The 25,182-nt window shown below is 70.9% G+C and carries 21 protein-coding genes; 13 read left to right on the top strand and 8 right to left on the bottom strand.

Features of this window, described 5'->3' with window-relative positions; genetic code table 11:
• Positions 1 to 272 precede the first annotated feature (272 nt).
• On the top strand, positions 273 to 1,850 hold the full coding sequence (locus OHA25_RS35295) for an alpha/beta fold hydrolase (RefSeq protein ID WP_327581237.1): 1,578 nt from the start codon (positions 273 to 275) through the stop codon (positions 1,848 to 1,850).
• A gap of 501 nt (positions 1,851 to 2,351) precedes the next feature.
• Here OHA25_RS35295 and katG read toward each other — a convergent pair.
• Positions 2,352 to 4,625: a catalase/peroxidase HPI gene (katG, locus tag OHA25_RS35290; RefSeq protein WP_327581236.1), complete on the bottom strand. Its 2,274-nt coding sequence runs from the start codon at positions 4,623 to 4,625 to the stop codon at positions 2,352 to 2,354.
• A 180-nt stretch (positions 4,626 to 4,805) separates the two neighbouring features.
• Here katG and OHA25_RS35285 point away from each other — a divergent pair, with 180 nt between their 5' ends.
• Entirely contained in the window at positions 4,806 to 5,093 is a 288-nt protein-coding gene (locus OHA25_RS35285; protein WP_327591086.1) for a MarR family transcriptional regulator, read from the top strand.
• On the opposite strand, the gene OHA25_RS35280 is transcribed toward OHA25_RS35285, so the two are convergent.
• Complete coding sequence (locus OHA25_RS35280) at positions 5,063 to 5,989, bottom strand: alpha/beta hydrolase (protein WP_327581235.1); 927 nt, start codon at positions 5,987 to 5,989, stop codon at positions 5,063 to 5,065. The genes OHA25_RS35285 and OHA25_RS35280 overlap by 31 nt on opposite strands.
• 235 nt (positions 5,990 to 6,224) lie before the next feature.
• Here OHA25_RS35280 and OHA25_RS35275 point away from each other — a divergent pair, with 235 nt between their 5' ends.
• The 3 genes from OHA25_RS35275 to OHA25_RS35265 are packed head-to-tail and all read left to right on the top strand — an operon-like array spanning position 6,225 to position 9,164.
• Positions 6,225 to 6,800, top strand: coding sequence for a helix-turn-helix domain-containing protein (locus tag OHA25_RS35275; protein ID WP_327581234.1), 576 nt, complete (start codon positions 6,225 to 6,227; stop codon positions 6,798 to 6,800).
• Positions 6,797 to 7,912 (top strand): retropepsin-like aspartic protease, encoded by a 1,116-nt coding sequence (locus OHA25_RS35270; protein WP_327581233.1) that lies wholly within the window; start codon positions 6,797 to 6,799, stop codon positions 7,910 to 7,912. The genes OHA25_RS35275 and OHA25_RS35270 overlap by 4 nt, the downstream gene beginning before the upstream one ends.
• Before the next feature lie 37 nt (positions 7,913 to 7,949).
• Positions 7,950 to 9,164: a winged helix-turn-helix domain-containing protein gene (locus OHA25_RS35265; protein ID WP_327581232.1), complete on the top strand. Its 1,215-nt coding sequence runs from the start codon at positions 7,950 to 7,952 to the stop codon at positions 9,162 to 9,164.
• A 5-nt stretch (positions 9,165 to 9,169) separates the two neighbouring features.
• Here OHA25_RS35265 and OHA25_RS35260 read toward each other — a convergent pair whose 3' ends face one another.
• Together OHA25_RS35260 and OHA25_RS35255 are read right to left on the bottom strand one after the other, a co-directional pair.
• Positions 9,170 to 10,441 carry an ABC transporter substrate-binding protein gene (locus OHA25_RS35260; protein WP_327581231.1) on the bottom strand — a complete coding sequence of 424 codons (1,272 nt, stop codon included), beginning with the start codon at positions 10,439 to 10,441 and terminating at the stop codon, positions 9,170 to 9,172.
• Between the two features lie 69 nt (positions 10,442 to 10,510).
• Positions 10,511 to 11,383 (bottom strand): AraC family transcriptional regulator, encoded by an 873-nt coding sequence (locus OHA25_RS35255; protein ID WP_327581230.1) that lies wholly within the window; start codon positions 11,381 to 11,383, stop codon positions 10,511 to 10,513.
• Positions 11,384 to 11,479: 96 nt separating this feature from the next.
• On the opposite strand from OHA25_RS35255, the gene OHA25_RS35250 reads away from it, so the two are divergent.
• On the top strand, positions 11,480 to 12,259 hold the full coding sequence (locus tag OHA25_RS35250) for a phytanoyl-CoA dioxygenase family protein (RefSeq protein WP_327581229.1): 780 nt from the start codon (positions 11,480 to 11,482) through the stop codon (positions 12,257 to 12,259).
• 57 nt (positions 12,260 to 12,316) lie between these two features.
• On the opposite strand, the gene OHA25_RS35245 is transcribed toward OHA25_RS35250, so the two are convergent.
• Positions 12,317 to 12,643, bottom strand: a complete 327-nt coding sequence (locus OHA25_RS35245) for a hypothetical protein (protein ID WP_327581228.1) — start codon at positions 12,641 to 12,643, stop codon at positions 12,317 to 12,319.
• A complete protein-coding gene (locus OHA25_RS35240; protein WP_327581227.1) occupies positions 12,640 to 13,296 on the bottom strand; it encodes a hypothetical protein in 657 nt (218 codons plus the stop codon). Before OHA25_RS35240 ends, OHA25_RS35245 begins: the two co-directional genes overlap by 4 nt.
• Positions 13,297 to 13,516: 220 nt before the next feature.
• On the opposite strand from OHA25_RS35240, the gene OHA25_RS35235 reads away from it, so the two are divergent.
• Complete coding sequence (locus OHA25_RS35235; RefSeq protein ID WP_327581226.1) at positions 13,517 to 14,698, top strand: glycosyltransferase family 4 protein; 1,182 nt, start codon at positions 13,517 to 13,519, stop codon at positions 14,696 to 14,698.
• On the opposite strand, the gene OHA25_RS35230 is transcribed toward OHA25_RS35235, so the two are convergent.
• A complete protein-coding gene (locus OHA25_RS35230; protein WP_327581225.1) occupies positions 14,682 to 15,437 on the bottom strand; it encodes an alpha/beta fold hydrolase in 756 nt (251 codons plus the stop codon). The two genes, OHA25_RS35235 and OHA25_RS35230, sit on opposite strands and share 17 nt — an antisense overlap.
• A 133-nt stretch (positions 15,438 to 15,570) precedes the next feature.
• On the opposite strand from OHA25_RS35230, the gene OHA25_RS35225 reads away from it, so the two are divergent.
• The 5 genes from OHA25_RS35225 (at position 15,571) to OHA25_RS35205 (ending at position 23,324) form a co-directional block, all read left to right on the top strand.
• A complete protein-coding gene (locus OHA25_RS35225) occupies positions 15,571 to 16,962 on the top strand; it encodes an amino acid permease (RefSeq protein ID WP_305917085.1) in 1,392 nt (463 codons plus the stop codon).
• A 115-nt stretch (positions 16,963 to 17,077) separates the two neighbouring features.
• Positions 17,078 to 19,405: an ATP-binding protein gene (locus OHA25_RS35220; protein WP_327581224.1), complete on the top strand. Its 2,328-nt coding sequence runs from the start codon at positions 17,078 to 17,080 to the stop codon at positions 19,403 to 19,405.
• The gene (locus OHA25_RS35215; protein WP_327581223.1) at positions 19,402 to 21,477 is read left to right on the top strand and encodes an ATP-binding protein; all 2,076 of its coding nucleotides are present in this window, start codon (positions 19,402 to 19,404) and stop codon (positions 21,475 to 21,477) included. Before OHA25_RS35220 ends, OHA25_RS35215 begins: the two co-directional genes overlap by 4 nt.
• 30 nt (positions 21,478 to 21,507) lie before the next feature.
• On the top strand, positions 21,508 to 22,650 hold the full coding sequence (locus tag OHA25_RS35210) for a sensor histidine kinase (RefSeq protein WP_327581222.1): 1,143 nt from the start codon (positions 21,508 to 21,510) through the stop codon (positions 22,648 to 22,650).
• Complete coding sequence (locus OHA25_RS35205; protein WP_327581221.1) at positions 22,647 to 23,324, top strand: response regulator transcription factor; 678 nt, start codon at positions 22,647 to 22,649, stop codon at positions 23,322 to 23,324. The genes OHA25_RS35210 and OHA25_RS35205 overlap by 4 nt, the downstream gene beginning before the upstream one ends.
• On the opposite strand, the gene OHA25_RS35200 is transcribed toward OHA25_RS35205, so the two are convergent.
• Positions 23,314 to 23,970 (bottom strand): DUF2306 domain-containing protein, encoded by a 657-nt coding sequence (locus OHA25_RS35200; RefSeq protein WP_327581220.1) that lies wholly within the window; start codon positions 23,968 to 23,970, stop codon positions 23,314 to 23,316. The two genes, OHA25_RS35205 and OHA25_RS35200, sit on opposite strands and share 11 nt — an antisense overlap.
• A gap of 156 nt (positions 23,971 to 24,126) precedes the next feature.
• Here OHA25_RS35200 and OHA25_RS35195 point away from each other — a divergent pair, with 156 nt between their 5' ends.
• Positions 24,127 to 25,125 carry an NAD(P)-dependent alcohol dehydrogenase gene (locus OHA25_RS35195; RefSeq protein ID WP_327581219.1) on the top strand — a complete coding sequence of 333 codons (999 nt, stop codon included), beginning with the start codon at positions 24,127 to 24,129 and terminating at the stop codon, positions 25,123 to 25,125.
• Positions 25,126 to 25,182: the final 57 nt, after the last annotated feature.

Genomic DNA, 25,182 nt, shown 5'->3' with positions numbered 1-25,182 from the left:
AGGGCAGTGGCTAGAACCACACTCGGATCGCACTGTCACTTTGAATGTCGTTCGGTGGCCCTGATTAGACGCTGACCTGAATGACAGTGCCCAGGTCGGCCGCAAGTCCCGCTGTCATGTCCATCGACGCCAGACATGGTGGTTGCCCATCAGCCGCTGTCTGGACCCATCGATCCCGACAGTTTGGCGTGGATCTTGAGAGTCTGCGTAGGGCGGGCGACCATCCTCATAGAAACGGTAAGGAAACAACCGCCGCTCTACTACTGATCCGCATGACGTACCGAACTTCACTGACGGCACTGGCGCTGGCGGGGTTGGCGGCGCATCCTTCCGCGGCGGGCGCCACCGCTACCGTCGTCGCGAGGGCGAGCGCCACCGCGACCCCCAGCTCGAGCTCCGGCGTGTCGTCCGTGCAGTGGAAATCCTGCCCGGCCTACTCCGATGAGGTGATCCGGAGCATGGGAGTGGCGGAGGACAAGGTTGCGGCGTTCCACTCCTTGATGAAGCGCCTGGAGTGCGGCACGGTCAGCGTCCCGCTGAACCATCGTGACCCCAGGGGGCGGAAGATCGACATCGCGGTGACCCGGCTGGCCGCCACGGACGAGGCCCACCGGCTCGGCGCCGTTGCCGTCCTGCCGGGCGGGCCGGGCAACAGCGGATACCTGGACCCGGTCCTTCGGGCCGCGCTCAGGAACGAGGAGATGGCGGGGCTCAACAAGCGATACGACATCATCGGCTTCGACCCGCGCGGGGTCGGGAACAGCACCAAGGTCGCCTGCACCTTCTCGCCAAACGGCCCGCAGGAGCCCGGCACGCTGACCAAGGAGGCGGCCAGGAAGATATACGACGCCCAGGTCGCCGCCAACCAGAAGTGCGGACGCTCTGACCCCGCCTTCCTCGGACAGCTCACCACCGAGAACGTGGCCAAGGACCTGGACCTGGTACGGACCGCGCTGGGTGAGAGCAAACTCAACCTGCTCGGCTTCTCCTGGGGCACCTATCTGGGCATGGTGTACCGCAGCCTGTTCCCCGGGCACACCGGACGGGCCTTCCTGGACAGCGTGGCGCCGCCGTGGACCCGTATTGACGAGCACGCCAAGGACAGCGCGGAGGCGGCCGAGCGCAACTTCGGGCGCATGGCCGCCTGGCTGGCCCGCCGCGACGGGACCTACGGTCTCGGTGCCACCGCACGGAAGGTGCGCGAGGAGGTGGCGAAGCTGGTCCGCGCGTACGACAAGAGCCCCAAGACCTACACCGACCTGCAGCGGCCCATCGACGGCTCGGCCGTCGCCGACCTCGCCAGGCGCAACTCGACCGAGTGGGTGCGCGCGGGCAAGGCGCTGGCCGAACTGCGGACCGCGACGGGCACCACCGCCCCGCCCACCGTCAAGGAGCTGCTCGGCGCACCGATGATGGGGACGCCCGTGCCCGGCGCGCCCGAAACACTGAACAGGACCATGAACCTGGCCGTCGCGTGCAACGAGGACAGCAGCCGGGCCGGTTTCGACACCGCCTGGCGTGACTACCAGCAGCTCGTGAAGCGCCATCCGGCGACCGGCCGGTCCTGGGGACCGCCTGTCATGTGTCCCGGCTGGCCGCTGCCGGTGCAGCAGGCCACGTTGAAGCGGAGCAGCGGGTCACTGGTGCTGGCGGGGCACCTGCACGAGTTCATGTCCGTCTACGACTGGACGCTGCAGACACGGCGCGCCATCGGCGGCACCGTCTACACGGTCGCCGACGACGTGCACGTGTCGACCACCCGGGTGCCCAAGTGCGCCGCCGACGTGGTGCGGTACTTCGAGACGGGCCAGATCGGCAAAGGTTGCGAGGGCAGCGCAATCCCGAGCTGACCACCGGTTACCGGCCCGGCGACCTGCCACGGGTCGCCGGGCCCGATGCCCTGGCGGCGTCGTCGGGGCCCACGGCTCGCCCGCCCGTGCGCGCTGCGAGGCGCTCAAGATTTCCGGTGCCGACCTGTCGCTTTCGCGGCCCGCGCCGAACGGCAGAAACGCCTTGCGCGGGATGCGGTGGGCGCGGGCCGGGCTCCCAGCGGCCGGGGTCGAAGCGGTCGTCGAAGAAGCGCGGGTCGCGATGGATCACGTAGGGGCTGATCAGTATGTCCGGCCGGCGGGAGGCTGGCGCCGCCCAGCGTCGTCGGGGTTACGGTGGCGCGCATGAGGAGCAAGGCCGAGTATAGGCGGTTGGCCTCGGTGAGGACCTGGGCGGTGTACGCGAGGCGGGCCACGCCGGCAGGTAACTGGTGTGGCACCGCCCTCGCCGAGCGCGGTGCCCGTGGCGGACGAGCCCGGCCGATCACGGTGGCTCGACCGGGCTCGTCGGGTGGAGATGGGTCAGGCGAGGTCGAACCGGTCGAGTTCCATGACCTTGGTCCAGGCTGCGACGAAGTCGGCCACGAAGTCGCGGGCGTCCTGGCTGGCGTAGACCTCCGCGAGGGCTCGTAGCTGCGAGTTGGAGCCGAAGATGAGGTCGACCGCGGTGGCGGTCCACTTCACCTCATCGGTGGCCACGTCGCGGATCTCGTACACATGCTCCTCGGACTCCGATGCCTTCCAGCGGGCGCCCGGGGAGAGCAGGTTGGTGAAGAAGTCGTTGGTGAGCACGCCGGGCCGGTCGGTGAGGACGCCGTGCTGGGTACCGCCGAAGTTGGCTCCGAGGGAACGCAGGCCGCCGATCAGGACGGTCATCTCAGGCGGGGTCAGGTTCAGCATGTAGGCACGGTCGACGAGCAGCACCTCCGGCTGGGTCTTCTCGCCGGAACGCAGGTAGTTGCGGAACCCGTCGGCCCGCGGCTCGAGGACCCGGAAGGACTCGACGTCGGTCTGCTCCTGGGTGGCGTCGGTGCGGCCCGGGCGGAACGGCACCGTCACCTCCACGCCGGCCTCGCGTGCCGCCTTCTCGACGCCGGCCGAGCCGGCCAGCACGATCAGGTCGGCGAGCGAGATCTTCGCGCCGCCGGCCTGGTTGAACTCGCGCTGGATGCCCTCGAGGGTGCCCAGGACCGTCGCGAGTTGCTCGGGCTGGTTGACCTCCCAGCTGCGCTGCGGCTGGAGACGGAGCCGGGCGCCGTTGGCGCCGCCGCGCTTGTCGGTGGACCGGAAGCTCGCGGCGGAAGCCCAGGCGGTGGAGACCAGTTGAGCGGTCGTGAGCCCGGACTCCAGGACCTTCGCCTTGAGGGAGGCGACGTCGGCGTCACCCACGAGTTCGTGATCCACGGCCGGCACCGGGTCCTGCCACAGCTGGGGCTCGGCGACCCACGGTCCGAGGAAGCGGCTGACCGGACCCATGTCGCGGTGCAGCAGCTTGTACCAGGCCTTGGCGAAGGCCGACGCGAACTCGTCGGGGTTCTCCATGAAGTGGAGGGAGATCTTCTGGTACGTCGGGTCGACGCGCAGCGACAGGTCGGTCGTGAGCATCGTCGGCTTGTGCTTCTTCGACGGGTCGTGGGCGTCCGGGATGATCGCCTCGGCGTCCTTCGCGACCCACTGCTTCGCGCCGCCGGGGCTCGTGGTGAGCTCCCACTCGTAGCCGAAGAGGATCTCGAAGAAACGGTTGCTCCACTGCGTCGGCCGGTCGGTCCACGTCACCTCGAGACCACTGGTGATCGTGTCACCGGCCTTGCCGGTTCCGTGGCTGCTCAGCCAGCCCAGGCCCTGCGCCTCCAGCGGCGCGGCCTCGGGCTCCGGCCCCACGTGGTCGTCCGCGACGCCGGCGCCGTGGGTCTTGCCGAACGTGTGCCCGCCGGCGATGAGGGCGACCGTCTCCTCGTCGTTCATCGCCATCCGCCCGAAGGTCTCGCGGATGAAATGCGCCGCCGCAGCCGGGTCGGCGTTGCCGCGGGGACCCTCCGGGTTGACGTAGATGAGACCCATCTCGGTAGCGCCGAAGTGCGGCACCATCTCGGTGTCGGTGACGTACCGCTCGTCACCGAGCCAGGCGTCCTCCGGACCCCAGAAGATCTCCTCCGGCTCCCAGACGTCCTCGCGGCCGAAGCCGAAGCCGAAGGTCTTGAAACCCATCGACTCCAGGGCGACGTTGCCGGCGAGCACGAGCAGGTCGGCCCACGAGATCTTCTGGCCGTACTTCTGCTTGACTGGCCACAGCAGCCGGCGGGCCTTGTCGAGGTTGGCGTTGTCGGGCCAGCTGTTGAGCGGGGCGAAACGCTGAGCGCCGTCGCCGGCCCCGCCGCGACCGTCCTGGATGCGGTAGGTGCCCGCGGCGTGCCAGCTCATCCGGATCATGAGACCGCCGTAGTGGCCGAAGTCGGCCGGCCACCAGTCCTGCGAGGTGGTGAGCACCTCGATGATGTCCTGCTTGAGGGCCTCGACGTCGAGCTTCTCGAACTCCTTGGCGTAGCTGAAGCCCTCTGCCAGGGGGTTGCCCTTGGACGAGTGCGCGCGCAACACCGACAGGTCGAGCTGGTTGGGCCACCAGTCCCGGTTCGTGCGCGGACGACCGGCGGTCTTCGGAGTCGGCGAGTCGATGGCCGGGTTCTCGCTCTCACTGCCATGCGCGGTCACGGAGTCATGCGCGACCGGAAAGCCGGCCGCCGCCATCCGATCCACGCCCTGCGCGCTGGCGGGGGCGTTGTCCTGGGTGTCGCTCATCTGCTTCCTTCCGAACAACCAGATCACTGGGCAATGCGTCAAACCTCTGAAGCCCTAGTTCCCAGCCGACGCACCTTCCGACACCCGAACTTCGGTTGGGCACTGCCAAACTTCGATGACGTGGGAACTGTCACTTCGGCTCGCATCGAAGTGACAGTGTCCAGGTAGGGACCCGGACCGATCCGCCGACGCACGTCACGCAACGCCGTCTCCACGGAGACGGCCGAGCTCGGCCGCCGGTGCACCATGGACCGCGATGTCGTGGCGGCGATCGACGAACTGGCCGGGCAGGGTTTCGTCGAGCGCACGCCGGACCCGGATGACCGAAGGCGCAACATGGTGACCCTCACCACGGCGGGTGAGCGGCAACGGCGACCCCAACCGACGCACGGTAAGTACGAGCCGTCGACCATGGCCGGCGCCGCGCCAGGCGGCGGTCAGAGCGTGCCGAGGGCGGCGGCGAAGTAGTCGAGCGAGGCGTCCACCTCGCGGAGGGACGGGGTGCGGTTGAGGTGCCCGTGTGGCATTCCGCGTGCCAGGAACGTGCTCACCGGGACGCCGGCTTCGCAGAGCTGGCGTTGGAGGAGTTCGCCGGAGGCTCGGAGGTCGTCGTACTCGGACAGCAGGATGTGGGTGGCCGGCAGGCCGTCGAGGCGGGCGGCGCCGGGGAGCGCGTCGGGTGGCAGGTCGCTGATCCGGCCCACGTAGGTGCGGACCATGCCTTCGATCGCCGCCGTGGGGAAACGCATGAACGGGGGCAACGTGGCCATCTCGGCGGTGGTCGCGTCGTCCAGGGCAGGGTTGGGGTAGTGCGCGAAGGGATAGGCCAGGAGGAGCAGGTCCGCCGACCTCCGGTCGCGGGCGCGCAGGGCGGTCGCGAGGGCGAGGGCCGCTCCCGCACTGGCGCCGCCCAGCGCGGCGCGCCCGCCTGGCATGGCCTCCGCCGTGAGCCAGCGCCAGGCCGCGTCGACGTCGTCCAGCGGTACGGGGTAACGCACCCCGTTCTGGGCCAGCCGGTAGCCGACCGAGGCGACGAAGGCGCCGGCCCGGGCGGCCAGTTCGGCGCTCACGACGTGGGCCTCGGGCATCTCCAGGTCGCCGCCGGAAAAGCCGCCGCCGTGCGCCCATAGCAGGGCGAGGGTCGCAGTCGTGTCACGCGGCCGGTACGTGCGGAGGGGGATGTCGCCGTGCGGGCCGGCGATCAAGAGATCCTCGACCACCACGTCCGGGGGCAGGGTCCACTCCGCCGGATCCCGCAGATAGTCGGTCATCTTCCGCTGGGCCGCCGGGTCGGTCGCAAGGTCCTCCCGGGACAGGCCACGCACCGAAGCCAGCTTGTCGGCGAGGTAGGGGTTGAACGGCATGGCCCTTCTTCTATCGTGCGCCGGAATCACGCTCGCGTGCGGGGTGGGCCGGGATTCCCAGCGGGATGATCACGTGGTCCACGAGGCGCCGGGTCAGCTCGCGGTCCACGGGCTCGCCGCTGATCAGCGCGCGGAAGAAGATGGTCGGCGAGCTCGTGCAGCAGCTGCCCCTTGACGTTCCGCTACCGACATACGTACGCTTTTCCGTAATTCCGGAAACACGAGAGGTGGTGCAGTGGAGGAGCGTCTGGCCGCGCTGGAGCGGCGGATGGATCAACTGGAGCAGCAGGCGGCGGCGCCCGCCGGCACGCCCGACGTCGGACGGCGGGGCGTGGGGTCGGCGGCGCTGGACCTGGTGCACCACTATCGGAACCAGGCCGCGGAAGGCGGCACTGGGGGCACGGTGGCGTACGGCGGGGCGGCGTTCATCTGCGGGTTCGAGTTCCTGTGGACCGGCGAGCACCAGGTCGACGACCTCATGGCGGCCGACTGGACGGCCGCGGCGGCGACTCTGGAGTCGATGGGCAGCCCGGCCAGGCTGGCGCTGCTCGCGGCGCTGGCCGGCGGGCCGCGCGGGCGGGCCGAGCTGCAGGACGCGCTGGGCGCCGAGAGCTCGACCGGGCACCTGTACCACCACCTGCGCGAGCTGCAGCGGGGCGGGTTGATCCGGCAGCCGCGGCGCGGCACGTACGAGATCGTGGGGCGAGCCCTCATCCCGCTCCTCGCCATCCTGTCCGCCGCCCTCGACGTCGGCCCCGGCTCGCCGGGGGTCGACGACCCCGCCCCACCGTCCGAGACGGAGCCGGAATGATCACGCCACGGCACCGCGCCGCGTGGCGGGCCTGGCGATCGGGGGACGTGGACGAGGCCGCCCGCCTGGCGCGACCGCACCGTGGCGCCGAGCGGTTACTCGTCCTGGCCGACCTGGTGCGCGGGCGGTTCGAGCGGGGGCTGGCCCGCTACCAGGCGCTCCGGCGCCCGCCGCGTGCGCTGGACATGCCGATGGCGCACGCCTTGGTGCACCTGGACCGGGTGGACAAGGCGTGCGAGCACTTACGCCGCCGGCGCCTTCCGCCCGGTCTGGCGCTGCGGCGCGACCACCCGATGACGGTCAAGGCGGACGGGCCCGTCACGCTGCCGTTCGCCGACCATCCGCTGGCGCCGTACCTGCCGGCCGTCGAGGGCACGCTGAACGGGCGCCATACGCTCATCCACCTGGACACCGGAGGCGCGTTCCTGGTGATGGGCCTGGAGCGGGCGGCGGCGATGGGCGTCGAGGCCGTACCGGCCGGCCGCCGCTTCCACGGCGTCACCCGCACGCCGGTCCGCACCGGCCTCGTCCGGGAGCTGGACCTCGGGGGCGTGGCGCTGACGAACGTGCCGGTGGACGTCCTCCCCACGCTGACCGGCCCTCAGGACATCGTGATCATGGGCACCTGCCTGCTGCGGCACTTTCTGCCCACCATCGATGTACCGGCCGGTCATCTCCTCCTGGCCCCGCGCGGGCACCACCCTCCGCCGGACGGCGTCCGGGTGCCGTTCTGCCTCTGGGCCGACCACTTCATGTTCGCGAAGGGCGGCCACGGCCCGCGCGATCTCACCTTCTTCGTCGACTCCGGCCTGGTGCACCTGATCGAGGACCACGGCAGGATCAGGCAGGCGGCCGTGCTGGCGACCAGGTCCCAGTACCGCACCTGGGGCATCCCCCGTGCCGATCTCGCGGCCACCCATCTCACAGCGCCGCACCCGCTGCGCCTGGGACCGCTGGAGCAGCCGGCGCACCTTCTGTCCGTCGCACCGGGCAGGACCGCGCCGTGGTCCGACTTCGGCGGCGTCAGGATCGACGGGCTGATCTCGCAGGCCTTCCTCTCCGAGTACGCCTGGACGCTGGACTTCGACCGCCAGGAATACACCTTCCAATAGCTCTGATCGAACTCTTTTTCGAGTATGCTTGACGACCATGTCGCGCCCCCTGACGCTCAGCCTCACGTCCGCGAGGCGGCTGGCCGTGACCTGCCAGCACCTGGCCGGTCCCCGCCCGGGCAATGACCTCGACGGCCTGCGGCAGGTGCTGCGGACGTTGCGGTGCCTGCAGCTCGACCCGGTCAACGTGGTGGCACGCAGTCACCTGCTGGTGCTCTGGAGCAGAGTCGGCGGCTACGACCCGGGCGACGTCGACGTGCTGCTGTGGCGCGAGCGGTGGCTGTTCGAATACTGGGCGCACGCCGCGTCGATCGTGCTGGCCGAGGACTACCCCATCCACCAGGTGATGATGCGCGTCTATCCGGCAGGCGAGTCCCGCTACGCGCAGCAGGTCCGCGACTGGCTGGCGGCGAACGACGCCTTACGACAGCACGTCCTCGACCGGCTGCGGGACAAGGGTCCGCTGCCGGTCGGCGGGTTCGACGACCTCGCGGCCGTCGCGTGGCGGTCGAGCGGGTGGACCCATGGCCGCAACGTCGAGCGGATGCTGGACTTCCTGTGGTTCCAGGGCCACGTCATGGTGGCGGGCCGGGAGGGACGCACCCGCCTGTGGGACCTGCCCGAGCGCGGGCTGCCGCACTGGGCCGAGCTGGAGCCGTTGCCGCGGGAGGAAGCGGTGACGCGGGCGGCCGAGCACGCGCTGCGCGCACTCGGCGTGGCCCGCGCGGCCGACATCGAGCGGCATTTCATCCGCTCCCGCTATCCCGGCCTCGCCGAGGTGCTGAGCGACCTGGAGGCGTCGGGGCGGGTCGTGCCCGCCGAGGTCGAGGGCGGCGCCGAGCGGTGGTACGTGCACCGCGACGTCCTGGGCCTGCTGGAGCGCGACTGGGAGCCGCGCACCACGCTGCTGTCGCCGTTCGACAACCTCATCTGCGACCGGGAGCGGACCGAGCGCCTGTGGGGGTTCGTGTTCCGGACGGAGATGTACGTGCCCAAGGCCAAGCGGCAGTACGGGCACTACATCATGCCGATCCTGCACGGCGAGCGGCTGGTCGGCAGGCTGGTGCCGCGCCTGGACCGGCGCCGGGCGCGGCTGGAGATCGAAGGGTTGTTCCCCGAGCCGGGCACGTCCGCGGACACGGCGACCGCCGTGGGGCGGGCGATCGCCGAGCTGGCCGCCTTCGCCGGGGCCCGCGAGATCGCCTACGGGGACAAGGTGCCGGACCCGTGGCGAGCCGCCCTGTCGCCCTGACGTGCTCAGTTTCCTTGCTTGTGCGTGCTCCAATACTCATCGGCGGCGGCCTGGATGTCGGCGAGCACCTTCTCGTAGGTGTCGGGCTTGGCGACGAACCCGCTGAAGCCGTCGAGCGCGGCGGTGAGCACGGGTGGCGGCGTGGCCTCGAAATACCGGTTGACCAGCCGATACTCGCCACTGCCCGCGGCCTTGCCGACCTCCGCGATGGCCTGGTCGGCGACGGCGACCTTGGGGTTGGCCGAGACGTCTCCCCTGGCGGTGGCCCACTTCTCCTGCGCGCCGGCCCCCACCCACCACTTGAGGTATTTCATGCTGGCCGCGGGATCGGGCGCCTTGGCCAGCGAGCACAGCGGGCCGCTCTCGAAGATCATCGAGGTCTTGGGGAGGGACGCGTTGACGTTCGGGATCACGAAGAAGCCGTAGTCGGTGCCCGGCTTCATGCCGCGCTGGGTCATGCTCGTGTTGAACCACGTCCCGAACGACACCATCGCCGCCTTGCCGGTCTTGAGCACGTCGCCGGGGTCGGTCTTGTCACCGGGGTTGTTGAAGTAGCCCGCGTCGATCATCGACTTCCAGCGTTTCATCACCTCCACCACTCCGGGATCGGTGTATTTGGCCTGGCCGGTGGACAGGCGGTCGTACAGGTCGGGGTCGGTGCCGGCGAGGAGCTGCTCGAACCAGACGAAGGAGAACAACACGGAGGTGTGGTAGAAGGCGGGCACGCCGTTCTTCTTCAGCGTGCCGGCGATCTGGATCAGCTCGTCCCAGGTCGCAGGCGGCTTCAGCCCGTGCTCGTCGAAGAGCTTCTTGTTGTAGAACATGCCCCAGTAGGCCGCGTTCAACGGCACGCAATACTGCTTGCCGCCGATGGTGTAGTAGGAGGCCAGATCGGCCGACAGGTCGCCGTTCTTGATGGCCTCCTGCCAGATCGCGGTCGTGTCCGCCACCTGCTTCTGGGCGACGATCTCCGCCAGTCGCCCGCCCGTTGTCCAGGTGAACAGGTCGGGTTTCACGTTCGTGCGGAAGGACGCCTTGATGAACGCCTGGTACGTCGGCTCGTCGGTGTAACCCACCGACTTCATCGACAGGCCGATCTGCTGTTTGGACAGGACGCCCATCTCGTCGAAGTATTTGCTCCAGGCGCCCTTGTCGTTGTAGAGCTTCAGCTCGGTCTTGCCGGGCTGCTGCTGCCCGGCGGTGTCGCCGGAGGAGCCGCAGCCGGCGAGTAAGAGGGAAGTGACGGCGGCGATGAGCACTGGACGCGACCGGATCATGCCCGGCCCTCCTGTTTCACTTGTGGTCCTGGCTGGAGATGAAAACGGGCCCGAGTGCAAGTCATCTAATCACTTGATATCTTGGGCGTCCATAGCCGCCGGGACCACAGCCCGCCTCGTGGTCTCCCGGTAGTCGCGGGGCGCCATGCCGTAGGCGCGTTGAAAGAGCCTCCCGAAGTACGACTGGCCGGAGAAGCCGCACCGGTGCGCGATCCCGCCGATGCTCTCCGTGGTCGTGGTCAGCAGCAGCGCGGCGTGCTCCAGCCGCCGCCGGGCCACGAACGCGACGGGCGTGCAGCCGTAGTGCGTGCGCATGGAGCGGGCGAGGTGCCCCGAGCTCACAGCGGCCAGGGCGAGCAGCCGGGGAAGCCCCTCGCGTAGGTTCTCCTCCCGGCTCATCGCGACGCAGGCCGACACCAGCCAGCCGGGCCGCCGGTCCACGGCCGTGCCGTCAGCGCTCTCCAGCAGCGGGACGACCGCCGTCCAGAGCCGCACCAGGTCGAGCACGCGCGGCACACCGGAATAGGCGCCCAGCACGCGGGCGAACTCGGCCGCGACCGGCCCCTCCAGGTCGGCGCGCGCCGCCGGTGGCAGCTCGCGCCGGTCCCAGTCCGCCGTGCCGGCCAGCCCGGCGAGGTCGGCGAAGGCCCGCCACCGCTCGCTCGGGAAGGCGATGTTGACGAACCGCAGGCCCGTTGCGGTCGTGGCGGCGAACTCGTGCCGGTCGTGCGGCCGTACCAGCACCACGTCACCGGCACACAGCGGCATCTCGGTGTCGCCGAGGCGCTGGGTGCCCTCCCCCGCCGTCACGAACACCAGCTCATGGAAATCGGCGTGCGTGTGGGGCTCGGGCCGGTCGCGGCGGCCGCCGGTCACCGGCACCAGGGCCGCGTGGTACGGCAACCCGGCCGCGAATTCGACCCACCGCAGGATCGTCGGCATGTCAGGAAATTAATAGTTATGGAGCGGCGAATACTAGTAACTCGGACCGCGGTCACCGAAGAATCCGGATCGACGCCCTTCCCTGCAGAGGAGTACATGGTGATCAAGGATGTCGAGCGGACCCTCCAGGACTACGACCGCGACGGCTACACGATCTTCCGGAACGTCCTCGACCCCGACCTGGTCGCCGAAGCGAGCGACCACGTCGCCTGGCTCCAGGCCAAGCACCCCGACCGGCTCGGCGAGGACCTGGCCACCGAGCTGGTCGCCGGCGACCCGTTCTGGGTGCGGCTGGTGAGCGACGACCGGCTGCTGGACCTCGCCGAGTTGTTCGTCGGCCCGGATATCGCCCTGTTCGCCGCGCATTACATCAGCAAGCCGCCCTTCTCCGGCATGCCGGTCCTGTGGCACCAGGATGGGGCGTACTGGCCGCTGGAGCCGATGCGGGTGGTCACGCTGTGGCTCGCGGTCGACGAGTCCACGCCGGACAACGGCTGTGTACGGGTGATCCCGGGCTCGCAGAAGGAGGACCTGCACGCGCTGCGGCAGCGCGACGACATCGACAACGTGCTCGGCTCGGAGAGCGCGGTGACGGTGGACGAGTCGCGGGCGGTGGACCTGGTGTTGTCGCCCGGCGACGTGGAGGTGCACCACCCGAACATCCTGCACGCCTCCAACGCCAACACCTCGCCCAGGCGCCGCTGCGGCCTGACGATCAGGTACATCCCGACCTCGACCCGGATCACCAGCGAACAGCAGCCGTTCGTGTCGGCGCTGCTGCTGCGCGGTGACCCGGGAGTGAACGTCTACCAGCCGCTCCCGAGGTACGTCGAGGGCGAGCACATGCCGTTCGCCGGCGCGGAGAAGTGGGCCTGACCCAGACCTCTCATCGGTAGGCCGTCGGGTTCTTCTCCTTTCCGGGGAACACCATGATCAGCAGCTCCACGGCGCCGTCAGGCCGGTCACGGTCGTTCCCTGGAGGTCGGAGAGGGCCAGAGTGCCGCGCGGGCTGTCGTAGCCGACCTCGACCACCTCGTCCCACCCCTTGGTCTCCAGCGGCGGCCGCCGTCGGTAGGACTCGACGGTCACGCAGGCGTGGCCGATCTCGTCGGCCGCCCAGATCGCCAGCGCCCCGGGCTCGCTGCCGACCAGCTCCTCCACCAGGTCGGGGTCGGCGCCCTCATACTCTTCCTCATATCCATGGATGGTCCAGAACTCGGTGAACACGGTGGCGTGCTTCTGCCGCACCGGCTTGATCACTGTTCCACCGCGGGGCACAGCGAACCCAGCGCGCCCCCCAGGCGCCCGTGCGGGGCGTCCCGCACGGGCGCCTGCACGCTGACGTCGCCGCCGTGCGGGGTGGCCAGGCCGCACAGGCGGTGCCCCTGGGTCAGCACCACCCGGTCGGGCGCGCCCTGCCAGCCCTCGATGCCGCCGAGGCCGTGGAAGTCGTTGCCGGCGGGAGCCGCCTGCGCCACGACCAGCAGGGTCGCCGTCACCGTCAGGACCGTGGCCGCCGTGCGGGTGAAGCGGCCACGGCGCACGAACGCCCGCTGCGGGGACCGCACCGCGAGCAGGATCAGCACCACGGGAACCAGGACGTAGAGGTCCCCGCCCAGCCGCAGGCTCACCAGTTCCGGCGGCCCCCAGGCGGCCACGCATTCCGGACCGAACGCCCCATCGACCAAGAGCAGCAGCAGGCGGGGAAGGTGCCGGAGGAGCAGCACCACAGCCGCAACGCGGCCGACCATCCTGCCGAGCCGGTCCCGACCGGTTCTGACGCTCGCATACCAGCCCGCGAAGGCCAGGACGATCAGCGGTGCGCCGCCGTACCAGAACAGCGGGAACGCTCCGATCAGGTTCGCCGGGATCATCGAGTCGATCTCGTAGCCCGGGCACCGGCCAGAGATCATGACCGCGTAGAAAAAGCTGCTGCGGTCGCCTCCGGTCAGCAGAGACGAGACCCAGGTGGAGATGCGGGGAGCCAGTGCGGTCAGCAGAGCCGACCTGGACGCGCGAGACGGCCTGGGCGGGCCGGGACCGCCGCCTCCATCGAGACCGGGGTGTTCGGTTCCCAGTCAATCCCCAGAAAAGGCCAGTACTCTCACCCTTCATGAAGTGGGAGTACCAGACGTGAAGATCCGGTACATGCTGCTGCACGCCTACGGCATGGGCGGCACCATCCGCACGGTGGTCAACCAGGCCGGAGCGATGGCCGAGGCGGGCCACGACGTCGAGATCGTCAGCGTGGTGCGGCGGCGCACCAAGCCGCAGTTCGCCATCGACCCGCAGGTGCGGCTGTCGGCGCTGGTGGACCAGCGCGACGGGGTGGCCTCCGATTCGCTGGCCCGCAAGGTGTGGCGGCGGGCCCGCGGCAAGATCGTGCCGTACGGCGAGTTCGCCGCCGAGTACTTCACCGAACGCGTGGAGGCCACGGTCATGGACTACGTGTCCTCGCTGACCGACGGCATCCTGGTCACCACCCGCCCGGCACTGAACCTGATCTCGGCCCGCCGCGCCTCCCGCAAGGTCATCCGGGTGGCGCAGGAGCACATGAACCTGGCCGCCTACCATCCGGCCGTACGCGAGCAGATCGCCCGCCACTACGGCCGCTTCGACGCGATCACGGTGCTGACCGAGACCAGCCGGGCCGAGTACCGGGCGCTGCTGAGCCCCGGAGCGCCGATCGTGCGCATCCCGAACGCCGTGCACATGGAGCACCGCAAGCACTCCGACCAGAGCAACCCGGCCGTGATCGCGGTCGGCCGCCTGGTGCCGCAGAAGGGCTTCGACATGCTCATCCCGGCGTTCGCCGCGGTCGCGGACGCCTACCCGGAGTGGACCGTGCGGATCTTCGGCACCGGACCGTCGCAGCAGCGCCTGCAGGAGCAGATCGACGAGCACGGCATGGGCGGGCGGATCCGGCTCATGGGCCGCACCGACCGCATCCACGAGGAGCTGGCCAAAGCGTCCATCTACGCCCTCAGCTCGCGGATCGAAGGGCTGCCGATGGCGATGATCGAGGCGATGGGCCACGCCCTGCCGATCGTCGCCTTCGACTGCCCCACGGGACCCGCGGACGTGCTGACGCCCGGCCGGGACGGGCTGCTGGTGCCGCCGCGCGACGTCGAGAAGCTGGGCGAGGCCCTCGCCCGGCTGATGGGCGACCGCGAGTTGCGCGCGCGCCTGGGCGCCGCCGCGGCGGAGACGGCGCACGCCTACACCCCGCAGGTCGTGATGCCGCTCTGGAAGGAGCTGTTCGCCGCCCTGGCGAGCGGCCGGCCGCTCCCCGCGAGCCTCACGCGAAGTCCGTGATGACCGGCACCAGGGCCTGCGGCCCGCGGAACGGGATCATGTGCGGCATGCCCGGCACGACGACCAGCCTGGCCCGCGGGATCAGCCGGGTGACCTGCTCGGCCCAGTCCTGCGACACCATCCGATCGTACTCACCTCTGACCACGAGCACGGGCACGGCGACGCGGGGCATCTTGTCCTCGGGGCGGTCGCGCATCGCCTCCTGGAACGTGGCGACGACCCGCCGGAGCCCCGCGTCCCGGTAGTCGGCGACATTGAGCGGCGCCATGCGCGGGCTCTCCCGCACGGAGTTGCGCAGCCACCTGCCGATCATGCGCGGCCAGGAACGCGCCCGGGGATCCACGGTCGGCCCGACGAGGACGAGCGAGCGCACCCGCTCCGGATGGCGCACCGCCGCGTCCACGGCGAGCTGGCAGCCGAACGAACAGCCCACCAGGCAGGCGGGCGGCAGCTCCTCGGCCTCGAGCCAGGAGACCAGGGCGTCGGCGAGCCCGGGCAGGTCGAGCGGGTGAGGCGGTTTCGCGCTCTCCCCGAAACCCGGCAGGTCCACGGTCCAGGCCGGCAGGTGCTCCCCCAGCGCCGCCACCAGCGGCCGCAGCTCCCTGCTGGACACGCCGGCGCCGTGCACGCAGACGACCGGTGTGCTGTGCCGCCCTCCCGGAGGGACGCGCCGCCAGCCGGTCATGGGCCACCTGCCGGCAGCCGTGACGGTCCGCCGTTCCAGATCCGTGCGATCCATGCGTTCACAGGTGCCCGCCGGAGGGCCGCGAAACCACGTTCTGGAAGTCGTCAAATCCCGAGCGCGGGCAGTATGGCGCGGGCCGTACAGGAAAGGGGCCGGAGAGGAGACCTGCGGGAACAAGGAGGCCGTGATGGTTTCGTCGCAGAGCGTGTTCCGCCGCAAGCCGGTCGAGCAGATCGCGGAGGAGCACGAGGGTGAGCTGTCCCGGGCGCTCGGGTTGTGGCAGCTCACCGCGATCGGCATCGGCGGCATCATCGGCGCGGGCATCTTCGCCCTGGCCGGGGCGGTGGCCAATCAGACGGCGGGGCCGGCCGTGCTCGTGTCGTTCCTCCTGGCCGGGGTGGCCAGCGCGGCGGCGGCCTTCTCCTACGCCGAGTTCGCCGGCATGATCCCGAAGGCCGGGTCCGCCTACACCTACGGCTACGCGGTGCTCGGCGAGGTCGTGGGGTGGTTCATCGGATGGGATCTGTTGCTGGAGTACACGGCCATCGTCGCCGTCGTCGGCATCGGCATATCCGGATATTTCGGCTTTCTGGTGCAACAGTTGGGCATCACCCTGCCGCCGTGGATGCTCGGCGCGCCGGGAACCGGAGACGGGCGCGTGGTGGACCTGTTCGCGGTGCTGCTCTGCCTGCTGATCGCCTTCCTGCTGAACCTGGGCATCAAGGCGGCCGCCAGGTTCGAGACGTTCGTGGTCGCGATCAAGGTGGCCGTGGTGCTGCTCGTGATCGGGGTCGGTTTCTTCTTCATCGACCCGGCCAACTACACGCCGTTCTTCCCCTTCGGCGTCAGCGGGGCCATCACCGGCGCGGCCACCGTGTTCTTCGCCGTTTTCGGCTACGACGCGATGAGCACCGCCGCCGAGGAGTCCAAGGACGCCCGGCGGCACATGCCCAAGGCCATCGTCTACTCCCTGGCCATCTCCATGGTCCTGTACGTGCTCGCGACGCTCGTCCTCACCGGCATGCAGAACTACCGGGACATCGACCCGGAGAGCGGATTCTCCTCGGCGTTCGCCGCCGCCGGGCTGTCCGGCCTGGCCACGCTGATCGCGGCGGGCGCCGTCATCGGCATCCTGACCGTCATGTTCACGTTCATGCTGGGCGTCACCCGGGTGTGGTTCTCCATGAGCAGGGACGGGCTGCTGCCTCTGTGGTTCGCCCGGCTGCATCCCGTACGGCGGGTGCCCACGCGCGTCACCTGGATCGTGGGCGTCGCCTCGGCGCTGATCGCCGGGTTCCTGCCCATCAGGGAGGCGGCCGAGCTGACCAACATCGGCATCCTGCTGGCCTTCGTGGTGGTGTGCGCGGCCGTGATCGTGCTCCGCTACCGCCGTCCCGACCTGCACCGGGAGTTCCGCACGCCCGGCATGCCCGTGGTGCCCGGCATCGGTGTGCTCTTCTCCCTCTGGCTGATCACCTTTCTGGACCCGGTGACCTGGCTGCGCTTCGCCGTGTGGTTCGCGCTGGGGCTGATCATCTACTTCGCGTACAGCCGCCGTCATTCCGCGCTCAATACCTGACCACGACCAGGGTTTTACCGAGGGGAGAGATCCGTAAAACGGCCCGGACATAATCTGGGTTGTGGGGCTCGGCACACGGCATGGTGACCCGGGCGCCTGAGTCGTTGGAGCAATCATGACCATGGCCGCGCCGCACGTCTCGGGCGGTCTGCCGGCGGAGCTCAACACCTTCGTGGGCCGCCGGCACGAAATAGCCGAGGTCAAACGGCTGCTGTCCGAGGCCAGGCTGGTGACGCTGGTCGGCGTGGGAGGCGTCGGCAAGTCCCGGCTGGCCCTGCGCGTCGGGTCCGACCTGCGGCGCGCCTTCCACGCGGGCGTATGGCTGATCGAGCTCGCCGCGCTGGAGAGCCCCATGCTTCTCGTCCCGGCCGTCATGGAGAAGCTGGAGATCCAGGACCGTTCCGTACGCCCCCCGATCGAGGTGCTCGTCGACCACCTGCGGGACAAGGAGATGCTCGTGCTCCTGGACAATTGCGAGCACCTCCTGGACGAGTGCGCGGCCATGGTCGACACGCTGATGCGCGCGGCCCCCGGCCTGCGGATCCTGGCCACCAGCCGGCAGGCGCTGGGCGTCGCCGGCGAGCGGACGATGCCGTTGCCGACGATGTCGGTGCCGGACGCCGACGGGGCGGGGCCGTCGGGGCCGTCAGCCGAGGCGATGGGGCGGTCCGACGCGGTGCGGCTGTTCGCCGAGCGGGCCAAGGCCGTGCTGCCCGGCTTCGAGGTCACCGACGCCAACAGGGAGAGCGTGGCGTGGATCTGCCGGCGGCTGGACGGCATGCCGCTGGCGATCGAGCTGGCCGCCGTCCGGCTGCGGGCCATCTCCGTACAGCAGCTGCTGGCCCGGCTGGACGACCGCTTCCGCCTGCTCACGACGGGGGCGCGAACCGCGCTGCCACGCCAGCAGACGCTGCGGGCGCTGATCGACTGGAGCCACACTCTGTGCACCGAGCAGGAGCAGCTGCTCTGGAGCCGGCTCTCGGTGTTCTCCGGCGGCCTGGACCTGGAGGCGGCCGAGCAGGTCTGCGGCGGGAACGGCATCGCCGTCGAGGAGATCATCGACCTGGTGAACGGCCTGGTGGACAAGTCCGTGCTGGCGCGCGAGGAACAGCAGAACGGCGTCAGGTACCGGCTGCTGGAGACGATCCGCCAGTACGGCCGCGAGCGGCTGCGGGAGTCGGGCGAAGAGGCGGAGCTGAAGGCCCGCCACCGCGACTGGTGCCGGGACCTCGCCCTCCGCGCGCAGGAGGGATGGTACGGGCCCGACCAGGTGGCCTGGTTCGCCCGCCTGCGTGCCGAGCACGGCAACCTCCGCACGGCGATGGACTACTGCCTCACCACGCCCGGAGAGGCGGAGGCCGGCCTGGTCATCGCCGCGGCGCTGCGGTTCTACTGGATCGCGGCCGGCGCGCTGCGCGAGGGGCGCAGCTGGCTCGACCGGCTGCTCGCGGCCGAGCCGGCGCCCACCGCCGCACGCGCCAGGGCCCTGCTGGTCAACGCCAGGCTCGCGGTCCTGCAGAGCGACTTCGGCGTGGCCACAGCGATGCTGGAGGAGAGCAAGGAGCTGGGTCACCGGCACGGGGACCCGCTGGTCCTCGCCGGCGCGGCCTACGTCTGCGGCCTCGCGGCCCTGATCCAGCGCGACCCGTCCGGGGCCGTGACCCTCCTGGGCGAGGCCATCGAGGCCCATCGCGCCGCGGACGACCAGATGGGCGTGGTCAACGCGATGATGTACCTGGCCACCGCGCACTCCCTGCTGGGCCACCCCGAGCAGGCCGCGGACCTCTACAAGGAGTGCCTGACGATCTGCGAGGTCCAGAACGAGCACTGGTTCCGGTCGTACACGCTGTGGGTGTTCGGGATCGAGACGTGGAAGCAGGGCGACACGGCGCGGGCGGTCGAGATGGAGCGCGAGGCCATCCAGCTCAAGCAGCCCTTCGACGACCGCCTGGGCATCGCGCTGTGCATGGAGGCGCTGGCCTGGATGGCCGCCGAGGACGAGGCCGAGCGGGCCGCGGTGCTGCTCGGGGCCTCCCAGGAGAGCTGGCGCTCGTTCGGCGGGCCGCTGTTCGGCTACCTCTCCGCCTTCCACGAGAGCGCCGAGACGGTGGCGCGCGAACGCCTGGGCGCGCGCGACTTCGACGCGGCCTTCCACAAGGGCACCGAGATGAGCTGCGCCGAGGCGCTCGCCTACGCCATAGGCCGCGCCGCCCCGCGGGACAAGCAGGCGCGCGAGACCTCGCCGCTGACCCGGCGGGAGCGGGAGATCGCCGCGCTCGTCGCCCAGGGCATGAGCAACAAGGAGATCGCGGCCCACCTGGTGATCGCGCAGCGCACCGCCGAGGCGCACGTGGAGCACATCCTGTGCAAGCTGGGGTTCACCTCGCGGACCCAGATCGCCGCCTGGGTCTACGAGCAGGACCGTTCCGGGAGCTCGTCATGACCGCCGGCCTCGTGACGGACAAATCCAGCTTTGTCGGGCGCAGGCGTGAATTGTCGGAATCCCGGCGCATGCTGGCCTCGAGCCGGCTGCTCACCCTGACCGGCCCGGGCGGCGTCGGCAAGACCCGGCTGGCGCTCAAGCTCGCCGAGGTTCTCCGGGGCAGTTTCCGTGACGGGGTGGAGGTCGTGGAGCTGGCCTCCCTGGAGACCGGCGAGCTTCTCGAGCCGACGGTCGCCGCGGCACTGGGGCTGCGCGACGCCGGGCCCGATCCGGTGAAGGTGATCATCGACTACCTGTCGGACCGGCGGATGCTGCTCGTGCTCGACAACTGCGAGCACGTGCACGAGGCCTGCGCCCGCCTCGTCGACCGGCTGCTGCGCTCCGCTCCCCGGCTGCGCATCCTGGCGACCAGCAGGCGGACCCTGGGCGTGTACGGCGAGCAGGTGCTGCCCGTCCCCACGCTCCCCGTGCCCGACCCCGGGCACGGGTTGCGGGAGACCGCCCGCCACGACGCCGTCCGCCTGTTCGTGGAGCGCGCGGCGCGGGCCGTGCCCGGCTTCTCGCTGCACCCGGGCAACAAGGCGTGGGTGGTGCGGCTGGCCAGGCGGCTGGAGGGCATCCCCCTCGCCATCGAGCTGGCCGCGGCCCGGCTGCGCACCTCGACGCTGGAGGACCTGGCGCGCGAGCTCGACGAGCGCCTCGACGTGCTGGCGGCCGACGCCCCCTCCGCGCCGCCGCGCCATCGCACACTGCGCGCCACCATGGACTGGAGCTTCGGCCTGTGCTCGGCCGGGGAGCGGCGGTTGTGGTCGCGGCTGTCGATGTTCCCCGGCGGGGTCGATCTGGACACCGCCGAGTCGGTGTGCGCCGGCGACGGCATCGACGACATGGAGGTGCTCGACCTGCTGGCCGGGTTGGTGGACAAGTCCGTCGTGGCCGGCGAACTGCGGGAGGGCAGGCTCAGGTACCGCATGCTGGAGAGCCTGCGCGCGTACGGGAGCGAGCGGCTGCCGGCCGCCGACCGGCGGCTCCTGCGCTCCCGCTACGTCCGCCACTACCGGGAGCTGGTGGAGCGGCACCGCATCGACCGGCTGGTTCCCGACCAGCTCGAGCGTTACCACCTGCTGCGCGGGGAGCTGCCCAACCTGCGGGCGGCGCTCGACGCGTGCATGTGCGAGCCCGCGCTCGCCCCCCTCGGCCTGGGCACCGCCTCGGCGATGTGGTGCTACTGGCTGCTGGCCGGCTCGCTCACCGAGGGCCGCTACTGGCTGGAACGCGGCCTGAGGCTGGTGCAGGACAGCACCAGCACGCGGGGGCAGGCGCTGTGGGCGTGCGGCCTGCTCGCGCTGCGCCAGGGCGACGTGGCGGCGGCCGGGCCGTGGCTCGGGGAGTGCCGTGACCTCGCATGTCGAGCCGGGAACGACCGGATCCTGCCGCGCGCGCTCATGGCCGAGGGCGTGGCCGCGTTCTCCACCGGCGACGGCCGCCGGGGTCTGGAGTTGCTGCGCGAGTCCCTGGTGCTCCACCAGGCCATGAAGGACCTGGACGGCGTGCTGTACAGCCTGTACTTCGCCGCCGCGTACGGCTCCAGCGAGGACCCCCGCCAGGCCGCCGAGTTCGGCGAGGAGCTGCTGGACCTGTGCGAGCGGCACCACGCGCTGGTCTCCCGCGCCTACGCCCAGATGTCGCTCGGCGTCGCGCGGTGGAATCTGGGCGACTGCTCGCGGGCGGAGGAGCTGGTGACGGCGGCCACCGAGTTCGCCGGCGAGATCGGCGACCGATGGTGCCTCACCCAGTGCCTGGAGGTGCTGGCGTGGGCGGCGGGCGGACGCGGGGAGCATGAGCGGGCGGCGGAGCTGCTGGGTGCCGCTCATGTGTTGTGGCGGGTGATGGGCGCCGCGCCGGAGCGGCTGAGTTACCACGCCGTCTGGCACGAGCGCTGCGAGCAGCAGGCGTGCCTGGCACTGGGCAGGCGGGCGTTCTCAGGGGCGTTCCGCGCCGGTGAGCGGCTCGGCCCGGACCGCGCCGTGGCCTACGCCTGTGGCCGCGAGAGCACCGCCCAGCACGCGTAGGCAGGTGCGGGGTCTCGATAGCATGATGGGGTGCACGGTCTTCTCCGCTCCTTATGGAACGAGCCACGTGCCCCCAACCCTCCACGGCGGGTGTGGCGGGACTGGGCGCTCGTAGGAGTGCTCGTGCCGGTCGCGGTGCTCGAAGGGGTCATGCGGCCGGACCTTTCGTGGCGGGCCCTGTCGGTGACCGTCACCGTCGGGCTGGCGTTCACGTTGTTGTGGCGCCGCACCAGGCCGCTGCTGATGGTCCTGATCATTTTCGCCGCCACGAGCCTGGCGCCGTTGTTCACCGGTGGCGCGGCCATCGAGATGTACACGATGGCCTACGTGCTGGTGGTGCTGTACGCGTTGTTCCGGTGGGGGTCGGGACGCGAGGTCGCGATCGGGTTCGCCGTCATGCTGGCCGCCGTCTCCATGTCGGTGGCCGCCGGCCGCATCGCCGCCCCCGCCGACATGATCGGCGCGTTCGCCGTGATGTTCTCCTCCTTCGCGCTGGGCGTGGCCTTCCGGTTCCGGTCGCGGGCCAGGATGCGCGAGCTCGACCAGGTCAAACTGCTCGAACGCGAACAGCTGGCCCGCGACCTGCACGACACCGTCGCCCATCACGTCTCGGCGATGGCCATCCGCGCCCAGGCGGGCCTGGCGACGTCGGCCACGCATCCCGGCGCCGCCACCGAGGCGCTGCGCGTGATCGAGGCCGAGGCGTCGCGCACGCTGGCCGAGATGCGGGCCATGGTCCGGGTCCTGCGCAGGCACGAGCCCGCGGAGCTGGCCCCCGGCAAGCACATCGCCGATCTCGCCCAGCTCGCCGGCCAGGCCCGCGTCGGCCCGTCCGTCGACGTGGAGATCCGCGGCGACCTCGACGGCCTGCCGCCGTCGGTCGGCGCCGCGATCTACCGCATCGCGCAGGAGTCGGTCACCAACGCCAGGCGGCACGCGCGGCACGCCACGCGCATCGAGGTGAGCGTGGCCGCCGACGACACCTCGGTGCGCCTGCGGGTGAGCGACGACGGCGACAACAGCTCCACGCGCACGATCTCGTCGGCGGGATACGGGCTCATCGGCATGATCGAACGCGCCGGCCTGCTCGGCGGCAGCTGCGAGGCGGGCCCGAACCCGGGCCGGGGCTGGACCGTGACGGCCGTGCTGCCCCGCACCGGGGCGGTGACATGAGCAACACCATCCCCGACAGGAACATCACGGTGGTCGTGGCCGACGACCAGGAGATCGCCCGCACCGGACTCAGGATGATCCTCGACGCCCAGCCGGACATCGAGGTCGTCGGCGAGGCCGGCGACGGGCGGCGGGCCGTCGAGCTCGCCCGGCGGCTGCGTCCCGACGTGTGCCTGTTCGACATCCGCATGCCTCACCTCAACGGCATCGACGCCACCCGCCTGCTGGCGGGCCCGGACGTCGGCGACCCGCTCGCCGTGGTGGTCATCACCACGTTCGACCTGGACGAATACGTCTACGAGGCGCTGCGGGCCGGCGCCCGGGGCTTCCTGCTCAAGGACGCGGGTCCGCAGCTGCTGGCCCAGGCCATCCGGGCGGCCGCGGGCGGCGACGCGCTGATCGCACCGAGCATCACCGCGCGGCTGCTGGGCGCCTTCGCCGGCGCCGGGCCGGCCGCGCCGCTCGCGCAGCCCATCGAGGCGCTCACGGACCGGGAGGAGCAGATCCTGCTCACTGTGGCACGCGGGCGGACCAACAGCGAGATAGCCGCCGAGCTGCACATCTCGCTCAGCACGGTCAAGAGCCACGTCGCGAGCCTGATGACCAAGCTCGGCGTGCGCAACCGCGTGGAGATCGCGATGTGGGCGTACGAGACCAACCGCGTCAAGCACTGACCCGGGACCTCCGCCGCCGGCTGATGATCCCTTCGGCGACGGCGAGGTTGATCACCCAGCCGGCGGCCAGGAGCAGCGCACGGGTGACCTCGTCCTGCTCACCGCCGTGCACGATGAGCCAGACGGCCTGGGTCACCGCCTGCGTGCCGGCGCCCATGCCGATCGCGTAGGCGCGGGTCATCCAGGCGCGGTGCCCGGCGATGTCCCGGCGCAGGATCGCGGCCAGGCCGAGCACGAGGGAGACGGCCATCGTCGTGCCGAACACGAGCCGGAAGGCGGCCAGCAGATCGCCGTCGCCGGGCGGGCGGGCCAGGAACAGGGTCATCCACAGGCCGGACAGCGCCGTGACGAGCCCGGCGGGGATGAGGATCCGCCCCGCCGCGCGGTGCCAGCGCCGCCGGACGCGGCCGAACTGGAACGCCCCCAGGACGCTGTACAGGCTGGCGGCGACGATGTGCAGCATCACCGGCAGCGGCATGGCGACGAACCGCGCGTTCGCGGGCGTGACGTCGGCGCCGGCGGCCAGCTCGGTCAGCCGGACGGCGCCGGCGAGCACGGGAACGAAGCTGAGAACGATGAGCCCGGCGGGAAGGAGCCATCCTGCCCTGGTGGCCGGGCGGCGTGTCCTGGTGGTCTGGAGGGTCATGCCTCGATCGTGACCGCCGGGGCGGTCGCGGTTCATCGGCGGAACGGCTCGGCCGGCCCGGCCTATCGGCCACCGAGGAGGTCGTACTTTCGGCCGTTGGACCGGGGGCGGGTCTTGGCGACACTGACGTTCAACCGCTCCCGGAGGAGGAATGTGATGAAGGCTTTCGTTCTACGCACGTACGGCCCGCCCGCCGCGCTCAAGCTCATGGACGTCGACCGGCCCGAGCCCGGCCCCGGCGAGGTGCTGGTGCGGGTGCGCGCCACGTCCGTCCAGCCCTACGACTGGCACGGGATGCGCGGGGAGCCGTACGTCGCGCGGGTCATGCCCGGCGGCCTCGGGCTGCGCAAGCCGTCGATCCCGATCCTCGGCGCCGACGTGGCCGGTGAGGTCGAGGCGGTCGGGAAGAACGTCACCGAGTTCGCGCCAGGCGACGAGGTGTTCGCGATGTCCAAGCAGGGCGGGTTCGGCGAGTACGTCCGCGTCGAGGCGGCCGAGCTGGCGCCGAAGCCGCGGAACCTGTCGTTCGAGGAGGCGGCCGCGGTCCCGCTGGCGGCCGGCACCGCGCTGCTGGCCGTCCGCGACGACGGCAGGCTGCAGCCCGGGCAGCGGGTCCTGGTCAACGGGGCCTCGGGCGGCGTGGGGACGTTCGCCGTGCAGCTCGCCAAGGCCTTCGGCGCGCACGTCACCGGCGTCTGCAGCCACAGGAACGTGGACCTGGTCCGCTCACTCGGCGCTGACGAGGTCGTCGACTACACCAAGGAGGACTTCACCCGGCTCGGCCGCCGCTTCGACCTCGTGGTGGACAACGCGTGCAGCCGGCGCGCGTCGGCCTACCGGCGGGTCCTGAAGCCCAAGGGCATCCACGTCCTGGTCGGCGGGCCCGCCGGCCGCTGGTTCCAGCCGGCCGGGCGGATGTTCGCCACGCTGGCGGCCGGTATGTTCCTGCCCCACAAGGTGGTGCTGACAGACGTGGTCGGGTGCACGGCGGAGCAGAACAGGCGCAACCTTCTCACGCTGACCGGACTCATCGAGGACGGCCAGGTCAGCCCGGTCATCGACCGGAAGTACCCGTTCGAGGAGATCCCCGCGGCCATCAGGTATCAGGAAGAGGGCCGCGCCCCGGGCAAGGTCGTCATCACGGTGTCGGCGTAAGATCGCCCCGATTCTCGCGATCACGCAGAGATAGGGCATGCTAAAGATCTGTAAGCA

It is taken from the genome of Nonomuraea sp. NBC_00507 (assembly GCF_036013525.1).
In the GTDB taxonomy this organism is placed as follows: domain Bacteria; phylum Actinomycetota; class Actinomycetes; order Streptosporangiales; family Streptosporangiaceae; genus Nonomuraea.
Note: the sequence above shows the minus strand (reverse complement) of the source record. Positions and strands in the feature narration are given on the sequence as shown.

Coding starts and splice junctions, on each gene's coding strand:
- OHA25_RS35260 (WP_327581231.1), bottom strand. CDS start 10,441: ATGATCCGGTCGCGTCCAGTGCTCATCGCCGCCGTCACTTCCCTCTTA.
- OHA25_RS35230 (WP_327581225.1), bottom strand. CDS start 15,437: ATGGATCGCACGGATCTGGAACGGCGGACCGTCACGGCTGCCGGCAGG.
- OHA25_RS35205 (WP_327581221.1), top strand. CDS start 22,647: ATGAGCAACACCATCCCCGACAGGAACATCACGGTGGTCGTGGCCGAC.
- OHA25_RS35215 (WP_327581223.1), top strand. CDS start 19,402: ATGACCGCCGGCCTCGTGACGGACAAATCCAGCTTTGTCGGGCGCAGG.
- OHA25_RS35265 (WP_327581232.1), top strand. CDS start 7,950: ATGTCGCGCCCCCTGACGCTCAGCCTCACGTCCGCGAGGCGGCTGGCC.
- katG (WP_327581236.1), bottom strand. CDS start 4,625: ATGAGCGACACCCAGGACAACGCCCCCGCCAGCGCGCAGGGCGTGGAT.
- OHA25_RS35200 (WP_327581220.1), bottom strand. CDS start 23,970: ATGACCCTCCAGACCACCAGGACACGCCGCCCGGCCACCAGGGCAGGA.
- OHA25_RS35220 (WP_327581224.1), top strand. CDS start 17,078: ATGACCATGGCCGCGCCGCACGTCTCGGGCGGTCTGCCGGCGGAGCTC.
- OHA25_RS35225 (WP_305917085.1), top strand. CDS start 15,571: ATGGTTTCGTCGCAGAGCGTGTTCCGCCGCAAGCCGGTCGAGCAGATC.
- OHA25_RS35250 (WP_327581229.1), top strand. CDS start 11,480: ATGGTGATCAAGGATGTCGAGCGGACCCTCCAGGACTACGACCGCGAC.
- OHA25_RS35240 (WP_327581227.1), bottom strand. CDS start 13,296: ATGATCTCTGGCCGGTGCCCGGGCTACGAGATCGACTCGATGATCCCG.
- OHA25_RS35195 (WP_327581219.1), top strand. CDS start 24,127: ATGAAGGCTTTCGTTCTACGCACGTACGGCCCGCCCGCCGCGCTCAAG.
- OHA25_RS35255 (WP_327581230.1), bottom strand. CDS start 11,383: ATGCCGACGATCCTGCGGTGGGTCGAATTCGCGGCCGGGTTGCCGTAC.
- OHA25_RS35280 (WP_327581235.1), bottom strand. CDS start 5,989: ATGCCGTTCAACCCCTACCTCGCCGACAAGCTGGCTTCGGTGCGTGGC.
- OHA25_RS35295 (WP_327581237.1), top strand. CDS start 273: ATGACGTACCGAACTTCACTGACGGCACTGGCGCTGGCGGGGTTGGCG.
- OHA25_RS35270 (WP_327581233.1), top strand. CDS start 6,797: ATGATCACGCCACGGCACCGCGCCGCGTGGCGGGCCTGGCGATCGGGG.